This is a genomic window from Grimontia sedimenti, from assembly GCF_011045095.1.
In the GTDB taxonomy this organism is placed as follows: domain Bacteria; phylum Pseudomonadota; class Gammaproteobacteria; order Enterobacterales; family Vibrionaceae; genus Enterovibrio; species Enterovibrio sedimenti.
In genome coordinates, this window is the sequence record NZ_JAALDL010000003.1 from 312,721 (window position 1) to 330,504 (window position 17,784).

The 17,784-nt window shown below is 48.2% G+C and carries 18 protein-coding genes and 1 pseudogene; 10 read left to right on the top strand and 9 right to left on the bottom strand.

Translation table 11 applies throughout. From position 1 onward, the window contains the following. Positions 1-540: 540 nt before the first annotated feature. The 3 genes from G5S52_RS06845 to G5S52_RS06855 all read right to left on the bottom strand — a co-directional run bounded on the left by G5S52_RS06845 (position 541) and on the right by G5S52_RS06855 (position 1,997). On the bottom strand, positions 541-900 hold the full coding sequence (locus tag G5S52_RS06845; RefSeq protein ID WP_165012365.1) for a hypothetical protein: 360 nt from the start codon (positions 898-900) through the stop codon (positions 541-543). Between the two features lie 64 nt (positions 901-964). Beyond that, a complete protein-coding gene (locus tag G5S52_RS06850) occupies positions 965-1,378 on the bottom strand; it encodes a hypothetical protein (protein WP_165012366.1) in 414 nt (137 codons plus the stop codon). After that, positions 1,344-1,997: a winged helix-turn-helix domain-containing protein gene (locus tag G5S52_RS06855; protein WP_165012367.1), complete on the bottom strand. Its 654-nt coding sequence runs from the start codon at positions 1,995-1,997 to the stop codon at positions 1,344-1,346. Before G5S52_RS06855 ends, G5S52_RS06850 begins: the two co-directional genes overlap by 35 nt. Before the next feature lie 541 nt (positions 1,998-2,538). Between G5S52_RS06855 and G5S52_RS06860 the strand changes: the two genes are divergently transcribed. Further along, positions 2,539-3,594, top strand: coding sequence for an AraC family transcriptional regulator (locus G5S52_RS06860; protein ID WP_205743798.1), 1,056 nt, complete (start codon positions 2,539-2,541; stop codon positions 3,592-3,594). Between the two features lie 15 nt (positions 3,595-3,609). Here the strand turns inward: G5S52_RS06860 and G5S52_RS06865 are convergent, their stop codons facing one another. From G5S52_RS06865 to G5S52_RS06890, 6 genes are all read right to left on the bottom strand, one after another. Further along, positions 3,610-4,632 carry a LacI family DNA-binding transcriptional regulator gene (locus G5S52_RS06865; RefSeq protein ID WP_165012368.1) on the bottom strand — a complete coding sequence of 341 codons (1,023 nt, stop codon included), beginning with the start codon at positions 4,630-4,632 and terminating at the stop codon, positions 3,610-3,612. Between the two features lie 51 nt (positions 4,633-4,683). Next, entirely contained in the window at positions 4,684-5,877 is a 1,194-nt protein-coding gene (locus G5S52_RS06870) for a Gfo/Idh/MocA family protein (protein ID WP_165012369.1), read from the bottom strand. Between the two features lie 32 nt (positions 5,878-5,909). Next, on the bottom strand, positions 5,910-6,566 hold the full coding sequence (locus G5S52_RS06875) for a hypothetical protein (protein ID WP_165012370.1): 657 nt from the start codon (positions 6,564-6,566) through the stop codon (positions 5,910-5,912). A gap of 5 nt (positions 6,567-6,571) precedes the next feature. Continuing rightward, on the bottom strand, positions 6,572-7,729 hold the full coding sequence (locus G5S52_RS06880) for a Gfo/Idh/MocA family protein (RefSeq protein WP_165012371.1): 1,158 nt from the start codon (positions 7,727-7,729) through the stop codon (positions 6,572-6,574). A gap of 176 nt (positions 7,730-7,905) precedes the next feature. Further along, positions 7,906-8,910: a sialic acid TRAP transporter substrate-binding protein SiaP gene (locus tag G5S52_RS06885; protein WP_165012372.1), complete on the bottom strand. Its 1,005-nt coding sequence runs from the start codon at positions 8,908-8,910 to the stop codon at positions 7,906-7,908. Positions 8,911-9,217: 307 nt separating this feature from the next. Continuing rightward, the gene (locus G5S52_RS06890) at positions 9,218-10,105 is read right to left on the bottom strand and encodes a helix-turn-helix domain-containing protein (protein WP_165012373.1); all 888 of its coding nucleotides are present in this window, start codon (positions 10,103-10,105) and stop codon (positions 9,218-9,220) included. A 119-nt stretch (positions 10,106-10,224) separates the two neighbouring features. Between G5S52_RS06890 and G5S52_RS06895 the strand changes: the two genes are divergently transcribed. The 9 genes and pseudogenes from G5S52_RS06895 (at position 10,225) to G5S52_RS06935 (ending at position 17,774) form a co-directional block, all read left to right on the top strand. Further along, positions 10,225-11,286 carry a 4-oxalomesaconate tautomerase gene (locus G5S52_RS06895; protein WP_165012374.1) on the top strand — a complete coding sequence of 354 codons (1,062 nt, stop codon included), beginning with the start codon at positions 10,225-10,227 and terminating at the stop codon, positions 11,284-11,286. 23 nt (positions 11,287-11,309) lie between these two features. Then, positions 11,310-12,182, top strand: a complete 873-nt coding sequence (locus tag G5S52_RS06900; protein ID WP_165012375.1) for an amidohydrolase family protein — start codon at positions 11,310-11,312, stop codon at positions 12,180-12,182. 39 nt (positions 12,183-12,221) lie between these two features. Next, positions 12,222-12,932: a 4-carboxy-4-hydroxy-2-oxoadipate aldolase/oxaloacetate decarboxylase gene (locus tag G5S52_RS06905; protein WP_165012376.1), complete on the top strand. Its 711-nt coding sequence runs from the start codon at positions 12,222-12,224 to the stop codon at positions 12,930-12,932. Next, a complete protein-coding gene (locus G5S52_RS06910; RefSeq protein ID WP_165012377.1) occupies positions 12,929-13,978 on the top strand; it encodes an amidohydrolase family protein in 1,050 nt (349 codons plus the stop codon). The genes G5S52_RS06905 and G5S52_RS06910 overlap by 4 nt, the downstream gene beginning before the upstream one ends. Before the next feature lie 13 nt (positions 13,979-13,991). Further along, positions 13,992-14,429: a protocatechuate 4,5-dioxygenase subunit alpha gene (gene ligA, locus G5S52_RS06915; protein WP_165012378.1), complete on the top strand. Its 438-nt coding sequence runs from the start codon at positions 13,992-13,994 to the stop codon at positions 14,427-14,429. After that, positions 14,422-15,306 (top strand): class III extradiol dioxygenase subunit beta, encoded by an 885-nt coding sequence (locus G5S52_RS06920; RefSeq protein ID WP_165012379.1) that lies wholly within the window; start codon positions 14,422-14,424, stop codon positions 15,304-15,306. Before ligA ends, G5S52_RS06920 begins: the two co-directional genes overlap by 8 nt. Before the next feature lie 10 nt (positions 15,307-15,316). After that, complete coding sequence (locus G5S52_RS06925) at positions 15,317-16,261, top strand: Gfo/Idh/MocA family oxidoreductase (RefSeq protein WP_165012380.1); 945 nt, start codon at positions 15,317-15,319, stop codon at positions 16,259-16,261. Positions 16,262-16,306: 45 nt separating this feature from the next. Then, a pseudogene (locus tag G5S52_RS06930) lies at positions 16,307-17,316 on the top strand (aldo/keto reductase). 119 nt (positions 17,317-17,435) lie between these two features. Further along, positions 17,436-17,774 (top strand): hypothetical protein, encoded by a 339-nt coding sequence (locus G5S52_RS06935; RefSeq protein WP_165012381.1) that lies wholly within the window; start codon positions 17,436-17,438, stop codon positions 17,772-17,774. Positions 17,775-17,784 lie beyond the last annotated feature (10 nt).

Sequence of the window (17,784 nt, forward strand, 5' to 3'; positions counted from 1 at the left end):
GATTTACTAATAATGTTGGCAAGAAATTTATTGATAGCATTGGAAGGATTTAATATTGCAGTTTCTGCATATGGCCGAAGTTGATTTATATGCACTTTGTTGATTCATATGGAGGCTAATAGAGATGTTGTAACTGCTATCTGTGACTTAACTTTTTGTAAGTAAAGGCTTTACAGTTTCATGATGATAAGAGTTCATTAATTAGTCAAAAGTAAAGCGCACAAAAGAGTCACTGTTAAAGCTTGCGTGACTTGTTATAGCTGAACATTACATTGTCTATCATTAAGGTAAGCTCATCAGGGGTGTTAAATTCAAGGGTTTGAGAAAAATATCAATACTACATTTTTTAATCAAATACCTTGTTTGTTGAAAAGGAGTAAACAAAAGTATTGGGTTGATGAGTACCATCACTATTTGAAGGGGTAAAGAGATAATAAATAAAGAACATTCGAATAAACTTCCCGGGAAGTATTATGGGGTGAAGGGTTTGAAGTGTTTTCTTTTTCAACTGAAGAGGAAAGTTCAATCTTCAAACGAGCGTTAGTAGAGGCACCCAAGTGACATCTTTTCTATGGATTGACGCTTTGGTGTAAGAAAGACAAGTGTGCATCTTTCATCCAATGCATAGTAGGTATGCAGTGTGGATTTCAGTGGCAGGGATTCACTCAACAGAAGGTTGCGGTTAGCTTTTTGGAGTTCGAACTGATAACCCACATGGAATGAGCTTAACTTTTTCGGATCGTGTTCCACATGGTAATCGGTCACTCGAATATCGATTGTGTCCATATACTGTGTTGTACGCGTGAGCTTTGCCTGATCGCCAATTGCGACCGTCCCAATCCATTTTGACTGCTGCATTTGGGCTGCAAAAAAGAGTGTCATGTTAAGGGCAATCGCCAATAGCGTACACCACCTGAACAATGAGATTGAAAAGATACCAGTCACGTATGTAGCCTCATTCTGTTCAGTAAACGCAAGACAAAGACATGCTGGAGAGCGTCAACTTGTCCGGATTAAAGAAAACTAACATGCAGCGTTCATCAAGCGCATAAAAGCGATGAAGACGGGTTTTCACTGGTGAAGCTTCACTAAAAAGTAGGTTTGCATTAGGTGGTTGAAGCTCAAATTTGTAATCAAAACAACGGCCATTACAGGCCTCTATCTCGAAATCTTGAAGATAGTCGGTGGTTCTGATTTGTACTGTGTTCTTCGACTGCAAAAAGCGCGTCAAGCGCGATTTTTCTTCCATCACGACCGTTCCAACCCAGCGAGAAACCTGCATTTCCGCACCGATAAAGATGATCGTATTGGCAACAACAACGCCAGCGATGAACAAAGCAAACTTATGGGCAGTTAATGATTTCAACGTCTTTTTCATAAATGCACTCTTTACCTTCAACCGTCACTATCAGTTTGTTTTCGTCTTCTGTCTTCTCGATATGAGGGTACGGAACGGCAAGACGTGTTTCGATAAACCCCTTTTTGAATTGATAGGCTTCTACAAAATGCTTGATATTGATGACACTGATGACGGCTAACACTGCCACTATGGCCAACCGAATCCAAGCGATGCCATTGGATGCTTGGTCTTCAACAACTGGCCTTTCATTAAGGACTTCAGTTAACTCACGCATTTCTTGATGTGTTTCTTCTTCCTGACCAGCGAGCGTTTCACAGGCGAGTGAGTAACCCACTCCGGGTACATTGCTAATCAAGGTCTTGTCCGAGTCTTCCAAAACCTGTCTAGTACGGTTGATTAACTGTGGTAGGCTTTCCTGAGAAATGTGTTCAGAGCCCCACACGTATAGCGTGATGTCGTCACGGGTCACTTTTTCAGGCGCAGCGTTATACAGGCACTCTATGAGAGCCTGTTGTTTGTTTGTCAGTCTTTTAGCGTCCTCAATAACGTCATTCCCATCCTGATCCTGTGGATAAAGGTACTGAGTGAGACGATCCCAACGGAATCGACCGAGAATAATGCGTTCTGTTTCGTTCATGACATGCGCCCAAGGAAAAAGGGGAGCGGATTATAGAGGTGTATTTTAGCCAGGCAAGCATCAGGAATATCGAAAATATGATTTGTTGCCTATATGGATCTCAATGGTTATTGGTGGGATTTGACTGTTAACATTCGGGAGTAAAATACACCAAAGTTTTCTTTTATATACATTTTATTATCTTGGCCGGTGTCAACCATTTAAGGCGATAAAGCTTTAGGCAACAAATGAATGCGGATTAAACGTTGCTGCGTAAAAGTACTACTGCGATGGAATGAGAGAAGGATGAGAGCACTCAGGAGGTTACTAAGTCTTCCTAGATTTGGTTAAAAGTATGAAATATAGATGAATTCAATATTTGGCGAATAGGATTTAATGTAAAATAAACAATAATTGAATGGATATAAAATGAGACTCTGAGTGAGGAGGGTGTGAAAAATCATAAATTTTTAATATGGATTATCAGTCGAAACACAGTCACACTTAATTTACAAATTTTATAAATGTCCGGTAACTTGCTAGGCGATAAAGAAAAGTGTGAATGATGAGTGTAGAATATTCAGCATTGAGTGGTTTCCTCATTCCGATCATTATGTCGATGAAAAAGTTTGAATTTGACGTTGAACCCACTTTATCTCGATTCGGTATTTTGGAAAGCGAGGCAAACAATCCGGAAGGGCGAGTGTCAGTTGAACGCTTAGGCCATCTTTTCGCTTTCTGTAATAAGAAAGTTGGAGGAAGGGCATTCGGCCTTGATGTGGCCCAAAACTTCCGGCTGTCCACGTTGCACATCTTTGGTTATGCGATTCAATCGTCTTACAGCCTGAAAGACGCTCTAGAGCAATTCGCCAAATACCGCCGCATGCTCTCAAACAGCGTTCAAATCCATACGCGTGTCGAAAATGCCAAACTCTTCGTTGAGTTTGATGTAGAACGTTACAAAGACAGTGGCCGACTCGCGTTAACCCCTCAACTGATAGAGGCATTGAGCATTGGGGTGATAAGCCAATCCCGCGAGATGATGAGCGGGTATATTGGTCCCATTGATATCAAGTTCTCGTTTGACCCTTTCTCTGAGCCCTGTCCGGCTGTGGCAAGTTATCTGTTAGAAAAGGACTGCACTGTTGAATATCAGTGCGAGAAAAATGCGATTGTGTTCGATCTTCAACTTGCCAGTCTGCAGTCTCCAGGCAGTAATCCTTTGATGAACATGGTTCACACTAAGCTGCTGAATACTTTCATGGAGCGTTTTGATCGTTCCAATATCACTTACCTTGTCGAAAACAAAATTGCCGAAGAGTTACGTTATGGCAACCCTTCACAGTCCAAAATTGCAGAGGAACTGGGCTATAGCCTTCGCAATCTACAGCGACGTTTGAGAGAACAAGGGACGAGCTTCAAAGACATTCTTGAAGAAACAAGGAAAAACCTCGCCACAACGTATATTAAGCAACCTCAATACACGATCAGTGAAGTGGGGCATATGGTGGGCTTTTCCAACGTCGCAAATTTCAATCGTGCTTTTCGACGGTGGGAAGACTGTTCGCCAGGGGAATACCGTGAACGTTACTTTTCTAAGGGGCGGCTGACGGCTTAGTGCCGTCTGCGCGAGTTAAGTGTTTTCGCTGGTGTAAATAAAGAAAGGAAGCACGCTCATTTTCTTTTGCTGTCCTTCTTGTTGTTTGAGATTGGTGAACATTTCCACCGCTTTTTCAGCCACTTGATCAAAGTCGGCAGACAGCACCATGTCCACGCCACCTTGAAGCAATTCTGTCTTTGCTTGCGCCGTGAGTTCTGTAGAAACGAAGAAGGGCCTTCTTTCACCGCCGTATTCGATGATGGCGCGTCGAATGCCGCTGGCACCGCCACCTGCGCTGAAAATCCCAACCAAATCCGGTGTTTCGCACACCAGTTTCTTGGCTGCTTCATAAGCTTGGCTGTCGTCATCTGAACTGACAACGGATTCCAATATTCTGAAAGCAGGCGCTTTTTCACGGAAGTAACTGCGGAAGCTGATTTCCCGATCTTGCTGACTGAGGTATCGGTGGCTACCAATGATGACGCCTACGGTGCCTCTGTCCCGACAGAACCGATCCATCGCCCACGCCGCTGTTCTCCCTCGTGTTCGGTTGTTGGTTCCAACAAATCCGGCAAGATTATTTGCCGATAGATCGGAGAGTATCGCGACCACAGGTACATTCTTTTCTGCCAGTTTGTCGATGGCTTCTGCAACGAAAGGATGATCGATGGAAGTGATGGCAAGGACATCCACTTTCTTACCGAGCTTTAGCATTCGCGCTGCAATTTTCTCCGGCTCGAGGCTGTCAAAAGTTTCTATAGTCAGCTTCGAATTGGTGTTTTCCAGCTTGGCGGATTGCGCTTCAAACGCCTCACGCAGCAGGTGCGAGATGTTGCTTTGCAATAGAATGCCGCAGTGTATCGAAGGGGTTGGAGAGGCGCTTTGCGCTTCAACAAACGCAGCAGGGGGACGCCAGCCTAACTCTTTTGCTGCCGCAATGATGCGGTTCGCTGTGGCACTTTTTACCGGTGCACGCTGGTTGATCACCCTATCTACCGTGGCGACACTCACTTTCGCGTACTCAGCGATTTGCTTTATTGTGACTCGCTTTGCCAATCGCGCCCCCTGACATTGTGATTGGCGGAACGCTCGCTCCGCGTTATTTAATTATTGGCAACTTACCCATGCGCCGCCCGACGTATTTGATTCAACGGATGCCTCGATGAATCTCACGCCTTTGGCGCCATCTTCTACTGTCGGATAGCTGAGCCAACCTTTAGGTGCAGAAACGCCGTCTTTTCTCGCGGCAACGGCCATTGCAAACTCGGTATAAAGGTTTGCCCATGCCTCAATCAAGCCTTCCGGGAAACCACGCCCAGTGCGAACGAAGCGTTCAACAGCAGGGTAGATACCATGCCCCTGACCACGGCTTAACACGCGATCAGGCTCGCCATATTTGTTGTATTTAAGCTGCTCGGCATTTTCCATGTCCCACTCGATGCCACCTTCACTACCAAAGACACGAAGACGTAATCCACCGCGGTTACCCGAAGCGATACGCGTTGCCATTAACGTTCCCGGTACATTGCCTTCGTAGCGTGTCATCATAAAAACAGTGTCTTCAAGGGGCTTTGGAGCGCCGCAGACATGCATTTCAGCGCGAAGGTCGGTCATATCCAGCCCTGATACGAAAGTGGCGAGTTGGGCTGCGTGAGTGCCGATATCGCCAGTACAGCTGGTGGAGCCGGACTTCTTGGGGTCTAAGCGCCATTTAACATGTGCTGCCTCGCCAACATCATCAGGGATCATCCAATCCTGCATAAACTCAACGTGGATTTGCACCACCTTGCCAATTGCACCGTTTTTTACCATTTCACGGGCTTGTCGAATCATGGGGAAACAGGACATCGCATAACAGACACCAAACACTTGTCCGGTAGATTCAGTTAAAGCGACTAAATCTGCAGCTTCTGAATACACATTGGTAAGCGGTTTATCACAGAGCACATCAATGCCCACATTCAGAAACGCTTCTGCTGCTTCAAAGTGAACATGGTTCGGCGTGGTGATCATCACTGCATCAATGCCATCCTCGCGCTGGGATTCTTTTTCTGCCATCTCCTGATAAGAGGAATAGCATCTGTCTTCCGGCAAAAACCACTGCGCGCCTCTGGCTTTGGCTTGCTCCGGGTTGGAAGAAAGCGCGCCCGCTGTAATTTCCCAGCGATCACTCAATCTAGCGGCCATCGCTTGCGTCACTGCAATACGGCCGCCACCGACTATGCCAATTCTCAGACGACGGGAAAGGGAAGGGAATGCACCCTCAAAATCTATGTTTTCTGGTAGTAATCGTGTTGCCATTTTGAATCCTTTTTCTGGGCTTAGCGTCGGGTTTATCTTGGGATGGGGTTACCAGACGTTAGAATTTCAATCGCCATAAATATGCCTGGCGTAATGGTTTCGTATTGGTGCCATGGGTAATTCAGCTCAGCATCAAACATGGGTTTGTGCGTACAACCCGGTGCCATGGTTTCTTCGAGAAACAGTGTAGAGACATCTTTCTCGCGGCATTGCTGCATCTTGCCAAAACCAACAATTTGGGTATGTACTTCCTGAGGCTCTTCGCCGCCCAAGTGCACATGGTTTTTATGAAGCCCCACATTCAAAGGCACAGTAGACGCGTGATACATGCTGAACTGGATGTTGCCGACTGCGTTTTTCGGCGACATATAGTGTCCAACGCCTTTTAATCTTTCTTCACGACGAATCTCATAAGCCAGTGGCCAAGTGCCTCTGACCTTTTCCAATAGCGCATTTTCATCTTCAAAATCATCAAAACGTTCCACCAATACGCACTTTTCTACGTTGAACAGCGTGACATCGGTAGCGATGATAGATTGAAAAGGTGCCAGCCACATGCCAGCTGCATAAAGCGGAGAATCAGCGAGATTCAGGACGATGGTTCTTTCTGTAATGATGATTTCTGGTTCATCAACGATGTACTTCACGGTGAAAAACGGTTCCGCAAAATCCAATGTTTCTAGGCTCATGACTATCAGGCTCCGTTTTCACTTTTTGGGAAATCTTCAGGTAAAGCGCTTGGTGACTCGCAGCGGCTCTTTATCTCGACAAACTGTCCGGTTTTGGCCGACTCAAGAATGCCAAACATCACTTCACAAACATGCTGTGCAAGCTCACCATTGGCGCGGGCTGGGCGCTGATTTTTCACCGCATAAGCCAGGTCAAGCAGGCCAAGGCCACGGGCTTCTTGGTTAAAACCGTGTGTGTTTTCAGCCACTGACCAAAATTCAAGGTTAGGCGTGCGAGGACGGTAAACCCAACGGGCTGTTTCACGTGTTTTGTAGAGCACCTGACCGCCAAAGATGTTGAAGCCGTCGGTAGGGTCAGGGTCATTGATGCAAATCGTGCCGTTTTCGCCGTATATTTCCATGCGCGGCGTTTGGGAATCCCACACATCGAAACTGGCCATTAATGACCCCTGAACGCCGGATTCAAACTCAAGTAAGGCATTGATATGCGTATCAACATTCACAGGGATTTTCTCACCGGCGCGGGGCTGTGATTCAATCAAACGCTCATCCAGCGTCTTTTTGGCCAAACCACAAACGCGGGTGATTGGACCAAGAAGAGCAACCATGGCTGTCAGATAGTAAGGCCCAAGATCCAGCAGAGGGCCACCGCCATTTTGATAGTAAAAATCCGGGTTTGGGTGGTGACGCTCGACGCCTCGGGTTGGGACAAACGCCATCACTCCGGTGGGCGTACCAATCACACCTTGGTCCATCAGCTTTTTACAAGTCTGGAGTCTTCCACCAAGGAAGGTGTCTGGTGCATTGCCCACGCAAAGGCCTTTTGCCTTAGCAAGGGCGAGAATTTCTTCTCCATCCGCTAAATCAGTCACGAACGGTTTTTCAGAGTAAACGTGTTTTCCAGCGTTCAATGCGGCGATAGAGATCTGCGCATGAGCGGCGGGAATCGTAAGATTCAATACACAGTCAATAGAAGGGTCATTAATGATTTCATCCGGCGTGCAGACACGCGGGATGTTGTAGGCTTCGGCTTTTTGTTTTGATTCTTCGATGTTCAGGCTGGCACAAGCGACAATGTCGATGAAGTCGAACTTCTGACAGGTTGTCAGGTACTTATCGCTGATGACACCACATCCGATTAAGCCGATTCGAAACTTTTCCATGTTTGTTCTCAGTGCTGTCTTGGGGTTTACGTTTGGTGTTGTTCACCATCCTCAGGATGCACGAACCGAAAGCGCACAAATGGCACTTGTTTCATTGCTCAAAGAGGGGGGTGAGAAAAGGCACCGCAGCGATACTGCTGCCACGATGCCCGGTTTACACTTTCAGGCTGCTAGAGTTACAGCGCGTTGATCTTCTCCAGCAGACCTTCTGGCCACTGCTCTGAGTAATCAGAGTTTAGGTATGCGCCTTGAACGGTTTCCTGGAACGCTTTCAGGTTTGGCTCGTAAACTTTCAGGCCTTGGTCTTTGAAGAACTGAACCAGTTCTGCTTCAAGCGCAAGCTGCTTCTGGCGAGCAGATTCTGCTGCATCGTCAGACGCTTTTTGCAGCGTTGCTTGTTGCTCTGGCGTGAACTTGTCCCACACTTTCTTAGAGATAGCGATGTAGTTCAGGTCAACGAGGTGACCGGTCAGAACGATTTGCTTGGTCACTTCGTAGAACTTAGCGTCTTTGTCGGTTGGCAGTGGGTTGTCTTGACCGTCAACTGCGCCAGTTTGCAGAGCAGTGTAGACTTCTGCAAAAGCCATTGGCGTTGGGTTCGCGCCCAGTGCTTTACCCAGGAACTGCCATGCGTCACTGCCTGGCATACGCAGTTTCACGCCTTTCAGATCCGCTGGGGTCGATACTTCAAAGTCTTCACGAAGGTTAACGTGGCGACGGCCGAGGTACATGACGCTAAGCAGTTTCACGCCGAGTAGTTCTTCGGCTTCTTCTTTAAGTGGATCCATGAAGTCAGCGGCGAATACGCGCTTCTGGTGTTCTGCGTCACGGTGAACGTAACCTGCCGAGAAAATGGAGAACGCAGGAATGAACTCGGCAAGCTCCTGCGCGGAAGTGATGGTCATGTCTAGGTTGCCACGTGCAATGGCTTCGAGGTCAGTACCTTGTTTGAACAGTGAGCTGTTCCAGTGTCCTTCAAACTCAGCAAAGTCGGAAACGGCTGGACCGAATACTTCGGTCATCGCAACTGCGCGTTGGTCAGTCGCAGACGCTGATGCAGACATTCTCAGTTTGGTGTCTGCTGCGTGTGCGAAAGATGTTGCGCCCATTGCAACGACCATCGCTGCTGCTGTGAATACTTGCTTCAGTTTTGGTCGTGCCAATAGTGCTGTCGATTTCATGCTTTATACCCCTGCATTGTGTTGTTGGTTTGCATTCCATTCCGTTTCATTATTGGTCTTGTTATTTTTAGTTAGCAAGATGTTAACAGTATTTTAAATGAGACAAATCAATCATAGAAAATGAAAGAAAAACATCATTAGTGAATGCTTGTTTAGAAATACCGACAGCGAAGTGGGCTATTAATAATTTGATTATTAATGGTTTGATTAGAAAACTGGACGATAAGAAATGATGTAATTATTGCGTTGATATTCTGATGAACGGCGTAAAAAAAGATTAAAAAAAGCGTAAAGCGCATGATGAACGTTAAATTTGGCGTTGACTTTCCGCAACCCGTGTCTTGAATTGCTTGGGCGCTTGGCCGGTATGTCTTTGAAAAAATCGAGAAAAATAGCCGGGATCTTTAAACCCAAGTTGGTAGCCAATCTCTTTGGCTGACAATTGAGTGAAAACTAGCAAGCGCTTTGCCTCATCCAGCAAATGTTCGTGAACAATGGCTAACGCTTGTTGACCTGCTGCGCGTTGGCACAAGCGGTTGAGTTGTCCTTGACTCAGTCCCAGCTCCTCAGCGTATTGACTGACCTGCCAGTGATCAGTGGCATGATCGTCAACTAAGCGGACAAACCGCTCGAACAAGACCGTTTTTCCATCAGCATTTTCTTGAAGCTCACTGTGCTGCCGATGCCTTGCCAGCATGACAAAGACGATTTTCAGGTAAGCACCGATGATGGAAGCCTGCCCAATCTTTGGCGTGTGGAACTCTTCAAGCAACCGTTCACCCATTCTTGTGACTTCCCCTTCATCCGTGTCGACGCCCAGAGGAATGACCATCGGCTCTCTGAACAGCTGCGCGAGTCCCTGTCTTTCCGCATCGTTAAAAAGACTCAACATAAAGGGGTGACTAACGGAAACAATAAATCCGGTCACTCCAGGCTGATGGGCAAAGCCATGTACTTCTTTGGCGGGAATCGAGAGAACACAACGACCAGAGTATTCGTCGCTTTTTTCCCTAATTTGAGCATGCATCGAGCCTGACTCGAGGATCATCAACTGATGAAGATTGTCATGGCGGTGTGGATGAATTTCCCAGTTGTGCTTAGGCAAAGATTGCTCCAATCGAGCAATGTGCATGTAGTCCGGCGCAGTCTCGGGAAGCTCTTCGCCGTAGAGAAAATAGTGGGGAATATCGGCCATTCAGTACAACCTCAGGAAAACGGAATGTTAAAAATGTACAACAAAATGTAAAGAAGTTGAATTTATTGCGAGCGAAATCATGCCTATGCTGTTCGTAAAGCACACAAGGAAGGTGAGAGATGCTGGCAGTTCCCTACATGCAAATGCGCGGTGGCAGTTCTAAAGGGCTATATTTTTTAGCCTCTAATCTGCCGAGAAATGAAGCATTACGTGATCAGGTTATTCTCGATGCCGTTGGTCGCGACGCCCGTCAGATAGACGGTTTGGGTGGCGGCCATCCGCTGACAAGTAAGGTCGCTGTTGTCTCTCCATCATCATCGCCCGATTGTGATGTCGACTATCTGTTTGTTCAGGTAGTCGTAGGAGAGAACCGGGTAGATACCTCTCCAAACTGCGGAAATATTCTCGCCGGTGTTGGTGCATTTGCTATCGAAAACGGACTGGTAGATGCACAAGACGGAATCACTACTGTCCGCGTGAATATGGTCAACAGCGGAAACCGCTGTGACCTCGACGTACAGACGCCGAATCAAAAAGTGCAATACGAAGGTGATGCTGCGATAGATGGCGTGCCGGGTACTGCGGCGCCTGTTATCTGCAACTACAAAGACATCGCAGGCTCTATTACTGGGAGCCTGCTTCCTACTGGAAATATCAAAGATACCTTCGATGGCGTAGAGGTCACCTGTATCGACAACGGTATGCCCGTTGTGTTGATGCGCGCTTCCGATCTCGGCGTATCGGGCTATGAATCAGCTGATGAGCTCAATGCTGATGAAACATTAAAAGCCAAAATTGAATCAATTCGCTTACAGACGGGTGAGGCAATGAATCTGGGTGATGTGACTGACAAAGTTGTCCCTAAGATGAGCCTGATTGCACCACCTGTAGACGGTGGGCATATCTGCTCACGCACCTTTATCCCAAGAGTCTGCCACACCGCAATAGGTGTTCTCGGTGCTGTGTCAGTAGCAACGGCTGCTGCCATGCCTGGAAACGTGGCTGAAGGCATTGCTGAAATCCCGGAAGGAGATGTGAAAACAATTTCTGTTGAACACCCCTCCGGCGAGTTTTCAATGACGCTAACGTTTGATGATCAAAACAACGTCACAAAAGCCGGGCTGCTGAGAACCGCAAGATTGCTCGCCAGAGGTGAGCTCTTTGTCCCTATCAACAAATAACAAAAACAATGAGGAGTCATGGAATGACTAAGCCAAGCTGTATGCCACCAGATAACAATACGCGAACGCCGCACTTTGTGGCGCCACCAAACTCTTGTGATGCACATTGCCACGTGTTCGGTCCTCATGCGCAGTTCCCGTATGCGGAAACTGCGACCTACTGGCCGCCTGATGCAGGTAAAGATGCGCTGAAACGTGTTCACGACAAGCTGGGTATCGAGCGTGCAGTGCTGGTTCAGGCGAGCTGCCATGGCCGCGATAACCGCGCCATGATGGATGCGATTGCATCAAGCAACGGCGCTTATCGCGGCGTTTGTATGGCGGATGACACCTTTACAGACAACGATTTTCAGGATCTGCATGAAGGCGGTGTTCGCGGCATTCGCTTTAACTTTGTGACCCATTTGGGCGGAGCGCCAAACCTGGAAATGATGGCGAGAGTGCTTGAGCGTGTGAAGCAATACGGCTGGCACTTGGTCATTCACGTAAACGCGGAAGACATCATCAAGTATGAAGATTTCTTCAACCGTATCGATATGACTATTGTGGTTGACCATATGGGACGCGTACCGACTTCCGAAGGTGTGGGTCAGCAGGCGTATCAGATTTTGCTTGAGTTTATGCGCCGCGAAAGCTGGTGGGTAAAAGTGTGTGGTTCTGAACGAATTGCAATGGCACCGCCGTTCTATGACGCCGTGCCATATGCCCAGGGCTTGGTGGAAGTGGCGCCAGACCGTGTGCTTTGGGGAACCGACTATCCGCACCCTAACATTAAAAAACACATGCCTAACGATGCGGATTTGCTGGATCTCGTGCCCTTGATTGCGCGCGATGAAGCCACCCAGAAAAAGATTCTGGTGGATAACCCAGCAAGACTTTACGGATTCGACGACTGATTGGCTTTGCCAGTCAAGGATGCAAGGAAGGACAGAAGTATGTCTATGAGAACCATTCAAGGCGTAGCGGTTAAACACATAGAGCGCGCCGATGCCAAAGTGATTGAAGGTTTAGCGGCTTGTGGCAGTGCGACCGTACACGAAGCGCAGCAACGCACAGGTAACTTAAACCATGAGCTGCGCCCTATTTACAAAGGCGCGCAAATTGCGGGTAGTGCAGTCACCGTGCTGGCGCAACCGGGTGATAACTGGATGGTGCATGTCGCTATCGAGCTTTGTCAGCCAGGTGATGTATTGGTGATTGCTACTACGTCGCCTTGTACTGATGGTTATTTCGGTGACTTGCTGGCGACCTCGGCACAAGCGAGAGGTGTGCAAGGACTGATCATTGATGCGGGTGTGCGTGATACCAAAGACCTGACGGAAATGAACTTCCCAGTGTGGTCAAAAGCGGTTTCCATCAAAGGTACTGTGAAAGCCACCTTGGGTTCCGTGAACGTCCCTGTGATTTGTGGCGATCAGCCAATTTATCCTGGTGACGTGATTGTGGCTGACGACGACGGTGTGTGTGTCGTACCGCGTAAAACCGCAGAAACCGTATTGGAATCTGCTCAGGCACGCATGGAAAACGAAGAAACAAAACGCGGTATGTTGGCGCAAGGGATTCTTGGTCTGGACATGTACAACATGCGCCCGAAATTAGAACAAGCGGGATTTCGCTACGTGGATAAGCTGGAGGATTTGGAATGAGCAAGGAACCGTTAATCATTGACTGTCACGGTCACTACACCACCGCACCGGATGAGTTGGGCGAGTACCGTGAACAGCAAAAGAAAGAGCTCGCAATTGATCCTCTGTTTGACCACGTTAAAGGGATTGTGAACATCTCTGATGACCAAATCCGCGACAGCCTTGAAGGCGCTCAGCTGAAGCTGCAAAACGATCGCGGCACGGATGTCACCATCTTCTCTCCGCGTGCAAGCTGGATGGGGCACCACATTGGTAACCAAACCACCAGTAAGTATTGGACGGAACATTGTAACGAGCTTATCTACCGTATTACGGAGCTTTATCCGCAAAACTTCATTGGTGCTGCACAATTACCGCAATCACCAAACGCAGATATGACAGCCAGTGCTGCGGAGCTGGAACGCACCGTCAAAGAGTTTGGTTTCGTGGGTTGTAACCTAAGCCCCGATCCATCAGGTGGCTACTGGACAGCACCGCCGCTGGACGACAAGTTTTATTACCCAATCTACGAAAAAATGTGTGAGTTGGAAGTGCCAGCAATGATCCACGTGAGTGGCTGTTGTCACCGCTGTTTCCACACCACGGGTTCACATTATCTGGGTGCAGACACCACGGCGTTCCAGCAGCTGATGATGTCGAAAACCCTGTTTAAAGACTTCCCTGATCTGAAGTTCATCATTCCACACGGTGGTGGTGCAGTGCCTTACCACTGGGGTCGATTCCGTGGTCTGTGCGACATGATGAATCTGCCTTCACTGACAGAAATCATCGAAAACAACATCTACTTTGATACCTGTGTTTACCATCAGGAAGGTATCGATTTGCTGTTGGAAGTGGTGCCAATCGAAAACATCCTGTTTGCCTCTGAAATGATTGGTGCGGTGCGTGGTATTGACCCAATGACAGGGCATTACTTCGACGATACCAAGCGCTACATAGATGGTTCTAAGCTTAACGATGAAGACAAAGCCAAAGTCTTCAACGGCAACACCCGAGATGTGTTTGCTCGTCTGGATGACAGATTGAAAGAAGTAGGGTTGATCTGAGGGGGAAATGGAAATGCGTGAACACAGAGATTACGACGATATTCCCGGAACCTATGTCTTTGACGGTGAGAAGTCGAGAGCCGGGTATCACCTCAACATGTTCTGCATGTCGCTGAACAAAGCTGAGAACCGAGACCAATTCCGTGAGAGCGAAGAAGCGTATATCGACAAGTTTCCGATGACTGCGGAGCAGCGTGAAGCCGTGTTGAAGCGCGATTGGCTAGGCATGCTGCGTCTTGGCGGCAATATCTATTACACCTTTAAAATCGCGATCTTTGATGGCATGACCATGCAACATGCCGGCGCGGCAATGTCAGGCAATGGCATGACCTTCGAAGACTTCAAGCAGATGATGCTGAATGGCGGTCGTCCGATTGAAGGCAACCGCAGCAAAGCGGAATGGGCGGAGTATTACGCCAAGCCTGAGAACAAGGAGCAGTACGATGGGTAAGATTGTTGGCGGTATAGGGACTTCGCATATCCCATCGATAGGTGCAGCCATGGATAACGGCACCATGGTAGGCGAATACTGGCAGCGTTTCGTGAATGGCATTCAGCCAGTGCGTGATTGGATGGAAGAGGTGAAGCCAGACGTTTGCCTGATTGTTTACAACGACCATGCATCGGCGTTTTCGCTGGAATCTATTGCGACTTTTTCCATCGGCGTTGCACCGCAGTTTAACCCGGCAGATGAAGGCTATGGCCCGCGTCAGGTGCCAGTGTGTGAAGGTAACAGTGAGCTGGCTTGGCACATTGCCGAATCACTGATTTTGGATGAGTTCGACATGACCATTGTGAACGAAATGGATGTCGACCACGGCCTCACCGTACCACTTTCCGTGGTTTACGGGCGACCAAAAGCCTGGCCTTGTCAGGTGATTCCGCTGGCGGTCAACGTGGTTCAGTATCCTCAGCCAACCGGAAACCGTTGTTACAACCTCGGTAAAGCTATTCGCAAAGCCGTGGAAAGCTTCCCGGCAGAAACCAAAGTCGCCATCTTCGGCACAGGGGGGTTATCTCACCAATTGCAGGGCGAACGTGCAGGTTTGATCAACGTCGAATATGACTGTAACTGGCTTGATCTGATGGTGAATGAACCGGAAGCAGCTAAGAAAGTCTCTCATACCGAATACCTGCGTGAAACGGGGTCTGAAGGCATCGAAGCAATTATGTGGCTGGTAATGCGCGGCGCGCTCGATGACAAGGTGGATGAAGTTTACCGATTCACCCATGCCCCGGTCTCAAACTCGCATTATGGTTTGACGATTTTAGAAAATGCGAGTGACAGGGTCACGGAAGGTACCATGTCAACAGAGCCAAACGTTTAAGGAATAGACAATGAAAATCATTATGGTGGGTGAAGGTGCTTTCGGTCATAAGCATCTGGATGCGCTAAAGAACATTGACGATGTGGAGGTAGTGTCGATTGCCGGTGGTGTAGAGGAAAGCACCAAGGCAACGGCCGAAAAATATGGGATCGCGCACTGGACATTGGACTTACAGGAAGCGCTGGCTCAACCGGGCGTTGAAGCGGCAATTATTACGTCGCCGACACCTATTCACGCCAGACAAGCCATCGAAGTAATGAAAGCGGGCAAGCACGTCATGGTAGAAATCCCGATGGCGGATTCTCTGGCTGATGCCCAAGCCGTGTGTGATGTTCAGAAAGAAACTGGATTGGTTGCTATGGCAGGTCATACGCGCCGTTTTAACCCAAGCCACCAATACCTGAACAAAAAGTTCCGTGCGGGTGAACTGAGCATCCAACAAATGGATGTGCAGACCTACTTCTTCCGTCGTAAAAACCTGAATGCTTTGGGTCAGCCGCGTAGCTGGACGGATCATCTGCTTTGGCACCACGCTTGCCACACGGTTGACCTGTTTGCTTATCAAACCGGCGAAGAGATTGTAGATGTGATGGCCATGCAAGGGCCAAAACACCCAGAACTCGGTATTTCCATGGACATGAGCATCGGCATGAAAACCACGTCTGGCGCACTGTGTACGCTGTCGCTGTCGTTTAATAACGATGGCCCATTAGGTACTTTCTTCCGCTACATCTGTGATAACGGCACTTATATTGCTCGTTATGACGACCTGGTTGACGGTAAAGAGAACCCGATTGATGTCAGCAAAGTGGATGTATCCATGAACGGTATCGAATTGCAGGATCGCGAGTTCATCGCTGCTATACGCGAAGGCCGCGAGCCGAATGCCAGTGTGAATCAGGCATTGATTGCCATGAAGGTGCTGGATCGCATCGAAAAAGCATTGGGTGAGTAACTCAAGCGACTACACAAAGAATAAGAAGCAGAAGGAATGACACCTATGGAAAAGCGCAACATTGGCTCACTGGCGGTATCGCCGATTGGACTTGGTTGTATGAGCATGTCTCATGGCTATGGCCCAAGCGACGAACCGACCTCCATCCAGTTGCTCAATGAAGCGCTCGACGCAGGTTATGACTTCCTCGACACCGCCACCATGTATGGCGGCGGTAAAAACGAAGAACTGATCGCCAAGGCAGTGAAACATCGCCGCAGTGAGTACGTTCTTGCCAGCAAATGCGCGCTTTTTAAGAAAGACGGAAAACCCACCATTGATGGCAGACCGGAAACCATTCGCTCTCAGTGTGAGTCCAGCCTAAAGCGATTGGAAACCGATGTTATCGACCTGTACTACCTGCACCGACTCGATCCGAAAGTGCCCATAGAGGAGAGTGTCGGTGCATTGGCAGAACTGGTCAAAGAGGGGAAAATCCGCGAAATCGGGCTCTCTGAAGTTTCAAGCGATACATTGCGACGCGCACATTCGATCCATCCCATTGCGGCCGTGCAGTCGGAATATTCGCTTTGGACAAGATTGCCTGAACTTAAAATGCTCGATGTTTGTGAAAAACTTGGCACCACTTTTGTGCCATTCTCGCCGCTCGGTCGTCAATTCCTGACGGGGAAAGCCCAAGAAGCCCCGTTGTTGACCGACGGCGATATTCGTACCAATAACGCAAGGCCGAGGTTTGAAGCTGACGCCTTTGCAAAAAACAGCGAATTGCTGAAACCACTGGCAGATGTCGCCAAGGAGCTGAACTGTTCACTGGCGCAACTCGCGCTGGCATGGGTGATTCATCAATCCAATCGTCAGGGCAAAAAACGTTAGTCCCGATCCCAGGTACCAAACACATCGAATACATGCGGGAAAATATTGGCGCCCTCAACGTCACTATGACACCGGATGTTGTCTCGCACCTTTCTACGCTAATCCATGATGACCTTGTAGTGGGAGAGCGTTATAGCGAAGGTCAGATGAAAGTGATGGATTCGGAACGAGATCGGGATTAACACCTAACTATCAATCCCAAGCTATCCCTTTGCTCAGAGATAATCGTCATGCCTCTCTGGGCTTTTTTGCGTCTGCTGGTCTAGGATAAATGTTAAATATAACAATAAGGACGATATCTATGGGAAGCGTAGCAACAGTGCCAGAAGAGATGAAATTGAACGTGATTTGCCGATTGGAACCTGGTTGCTTAGGGCCAGAGGGCGCGAGCAAAATCGACGATTTCTGCCAATACATTCTGGATGAGATGAATGCCTTGAACACCGGGTTTATCTCCCTTGCCGTGGTACCAAGAAACGACAAATCCTTACCAGAAATGCAGTTCAATATGTCAGGAAGAAAGCTGACCCGGGATCAGGCTGGTAAGTACCTGCAAAAGTTCGACAAGAGCCTAGACGATTTTGAAGGCGAACTTGAAGGGAAGCTGGAAGTGCTGATTGATAAGTATATGGGGTATTAGAGCAGATAAA

Coding starts and splice junctions, on each gene's coding strand:
- G5S52_RS06850 (WP_165012366.1), bottom strand. CDS start 1,378: ATGAAAAAGACGTTGAAATCATTAACTGCCCATAAGTTTGCTTTGTTC.
- G5S52_RS06855 (WP_165012367.1), bottom strand. CDS start 1,997: ATGAACGAAACAGAACGCATTATTCTCGGTCGATTCCGTTGGGATCGT.
- G5S52_RS06860 (WP_205743798.1), top strand. CDS start 2,539: ATGATGAGTGTAGAATATTCAGCATTGAGTGGTTTCCTCATTCCGATC.
- G5S52_RS06870 (WP_165012369.1), bottom strand. CDS start 5,877: ATGGCAACACGATTACTACCAGAAAACATAGATTTTGAGGGTGCATTC.
- G5S52_RS06875 (WP_165012370.1), bottom strand. CDS start 6,566: ATGAGCCTAGAAACATTGGATTTTGCGGAACCGTTTTTCACCGTGAAG.
- G5S52_RS06880 (WP_165012371.1), bottom strand. CDS start 7,729: ATGGAAAAGTTTCGAATCGGCTTAATCGGATGTGGTGTCATCAGCGAT.
- G5S52_RS06885 (WP_165012372.1), bottom strand. CDS start 8,910: ATGAAATCGACAGCACTATTGGCACGACCAAAACTGAAGCAAGTATTC.
- G5S52_RS06890 (WP_165012373.1), bottom strand. CDS start 10,105: ATGGCCGATATTCCCCACTATTTTCTCTACGGCGAAGAGCTTCCCGAG.
- G5S52_RS06895 (WP_165012374.1), top strand. CDS start 10,225: ATGCTGGCAGTTCCCTACATGCAAATGCGCGGTGGCAGTTCTAAAGGG.
- G5S52_RS06900 (WP_165012375.1), top strand. CDS start 11,310: ATGACTAAGCCAAGCTGTATGCCACCAGATAACAATACGCGAACGCCG.
- G5S52_RS06905 (WP_165012376.1), top strand. CDS start 12,222: ATGTCTATGAGAACCATTCAAGGCGTAGCGGTTAAACACATAGAGCGC.
- G5S52_RS06910 (WP_165012377.1), top strand. CDS start 12,929: ATGAGCAAGGAACCGTTAATCATTGACTGTCACGGTCACTACACCACC.
- ligA (WP_165012378.1), top strand. CDS start 13,992: ATGCGTGAACACAGAGATTACGACGATATTCCCGGAACCTATGTCTTT.
- G5S52_RS06920 (WP_165012379.1), top strand. CDS start 14,422: ATGGGTAAGATTGTTGGCGGTATAGGGACTTCGCATATCCCATCGATA.
- G5S52_RS06925 (WP_165012380.1), top strand. CDS start 15,317: ATGAAAATCATTATGGTGGGTGAAGGTGCTTTCGGTCATAAGCATCTG.
- G5S52_RS06935 (WP_165012381.1), top strand. CDS start 17,436: ATGGGAAGCGTAGCAACAGTGCCAGAAGAGATGAAATTGAACGTGATT.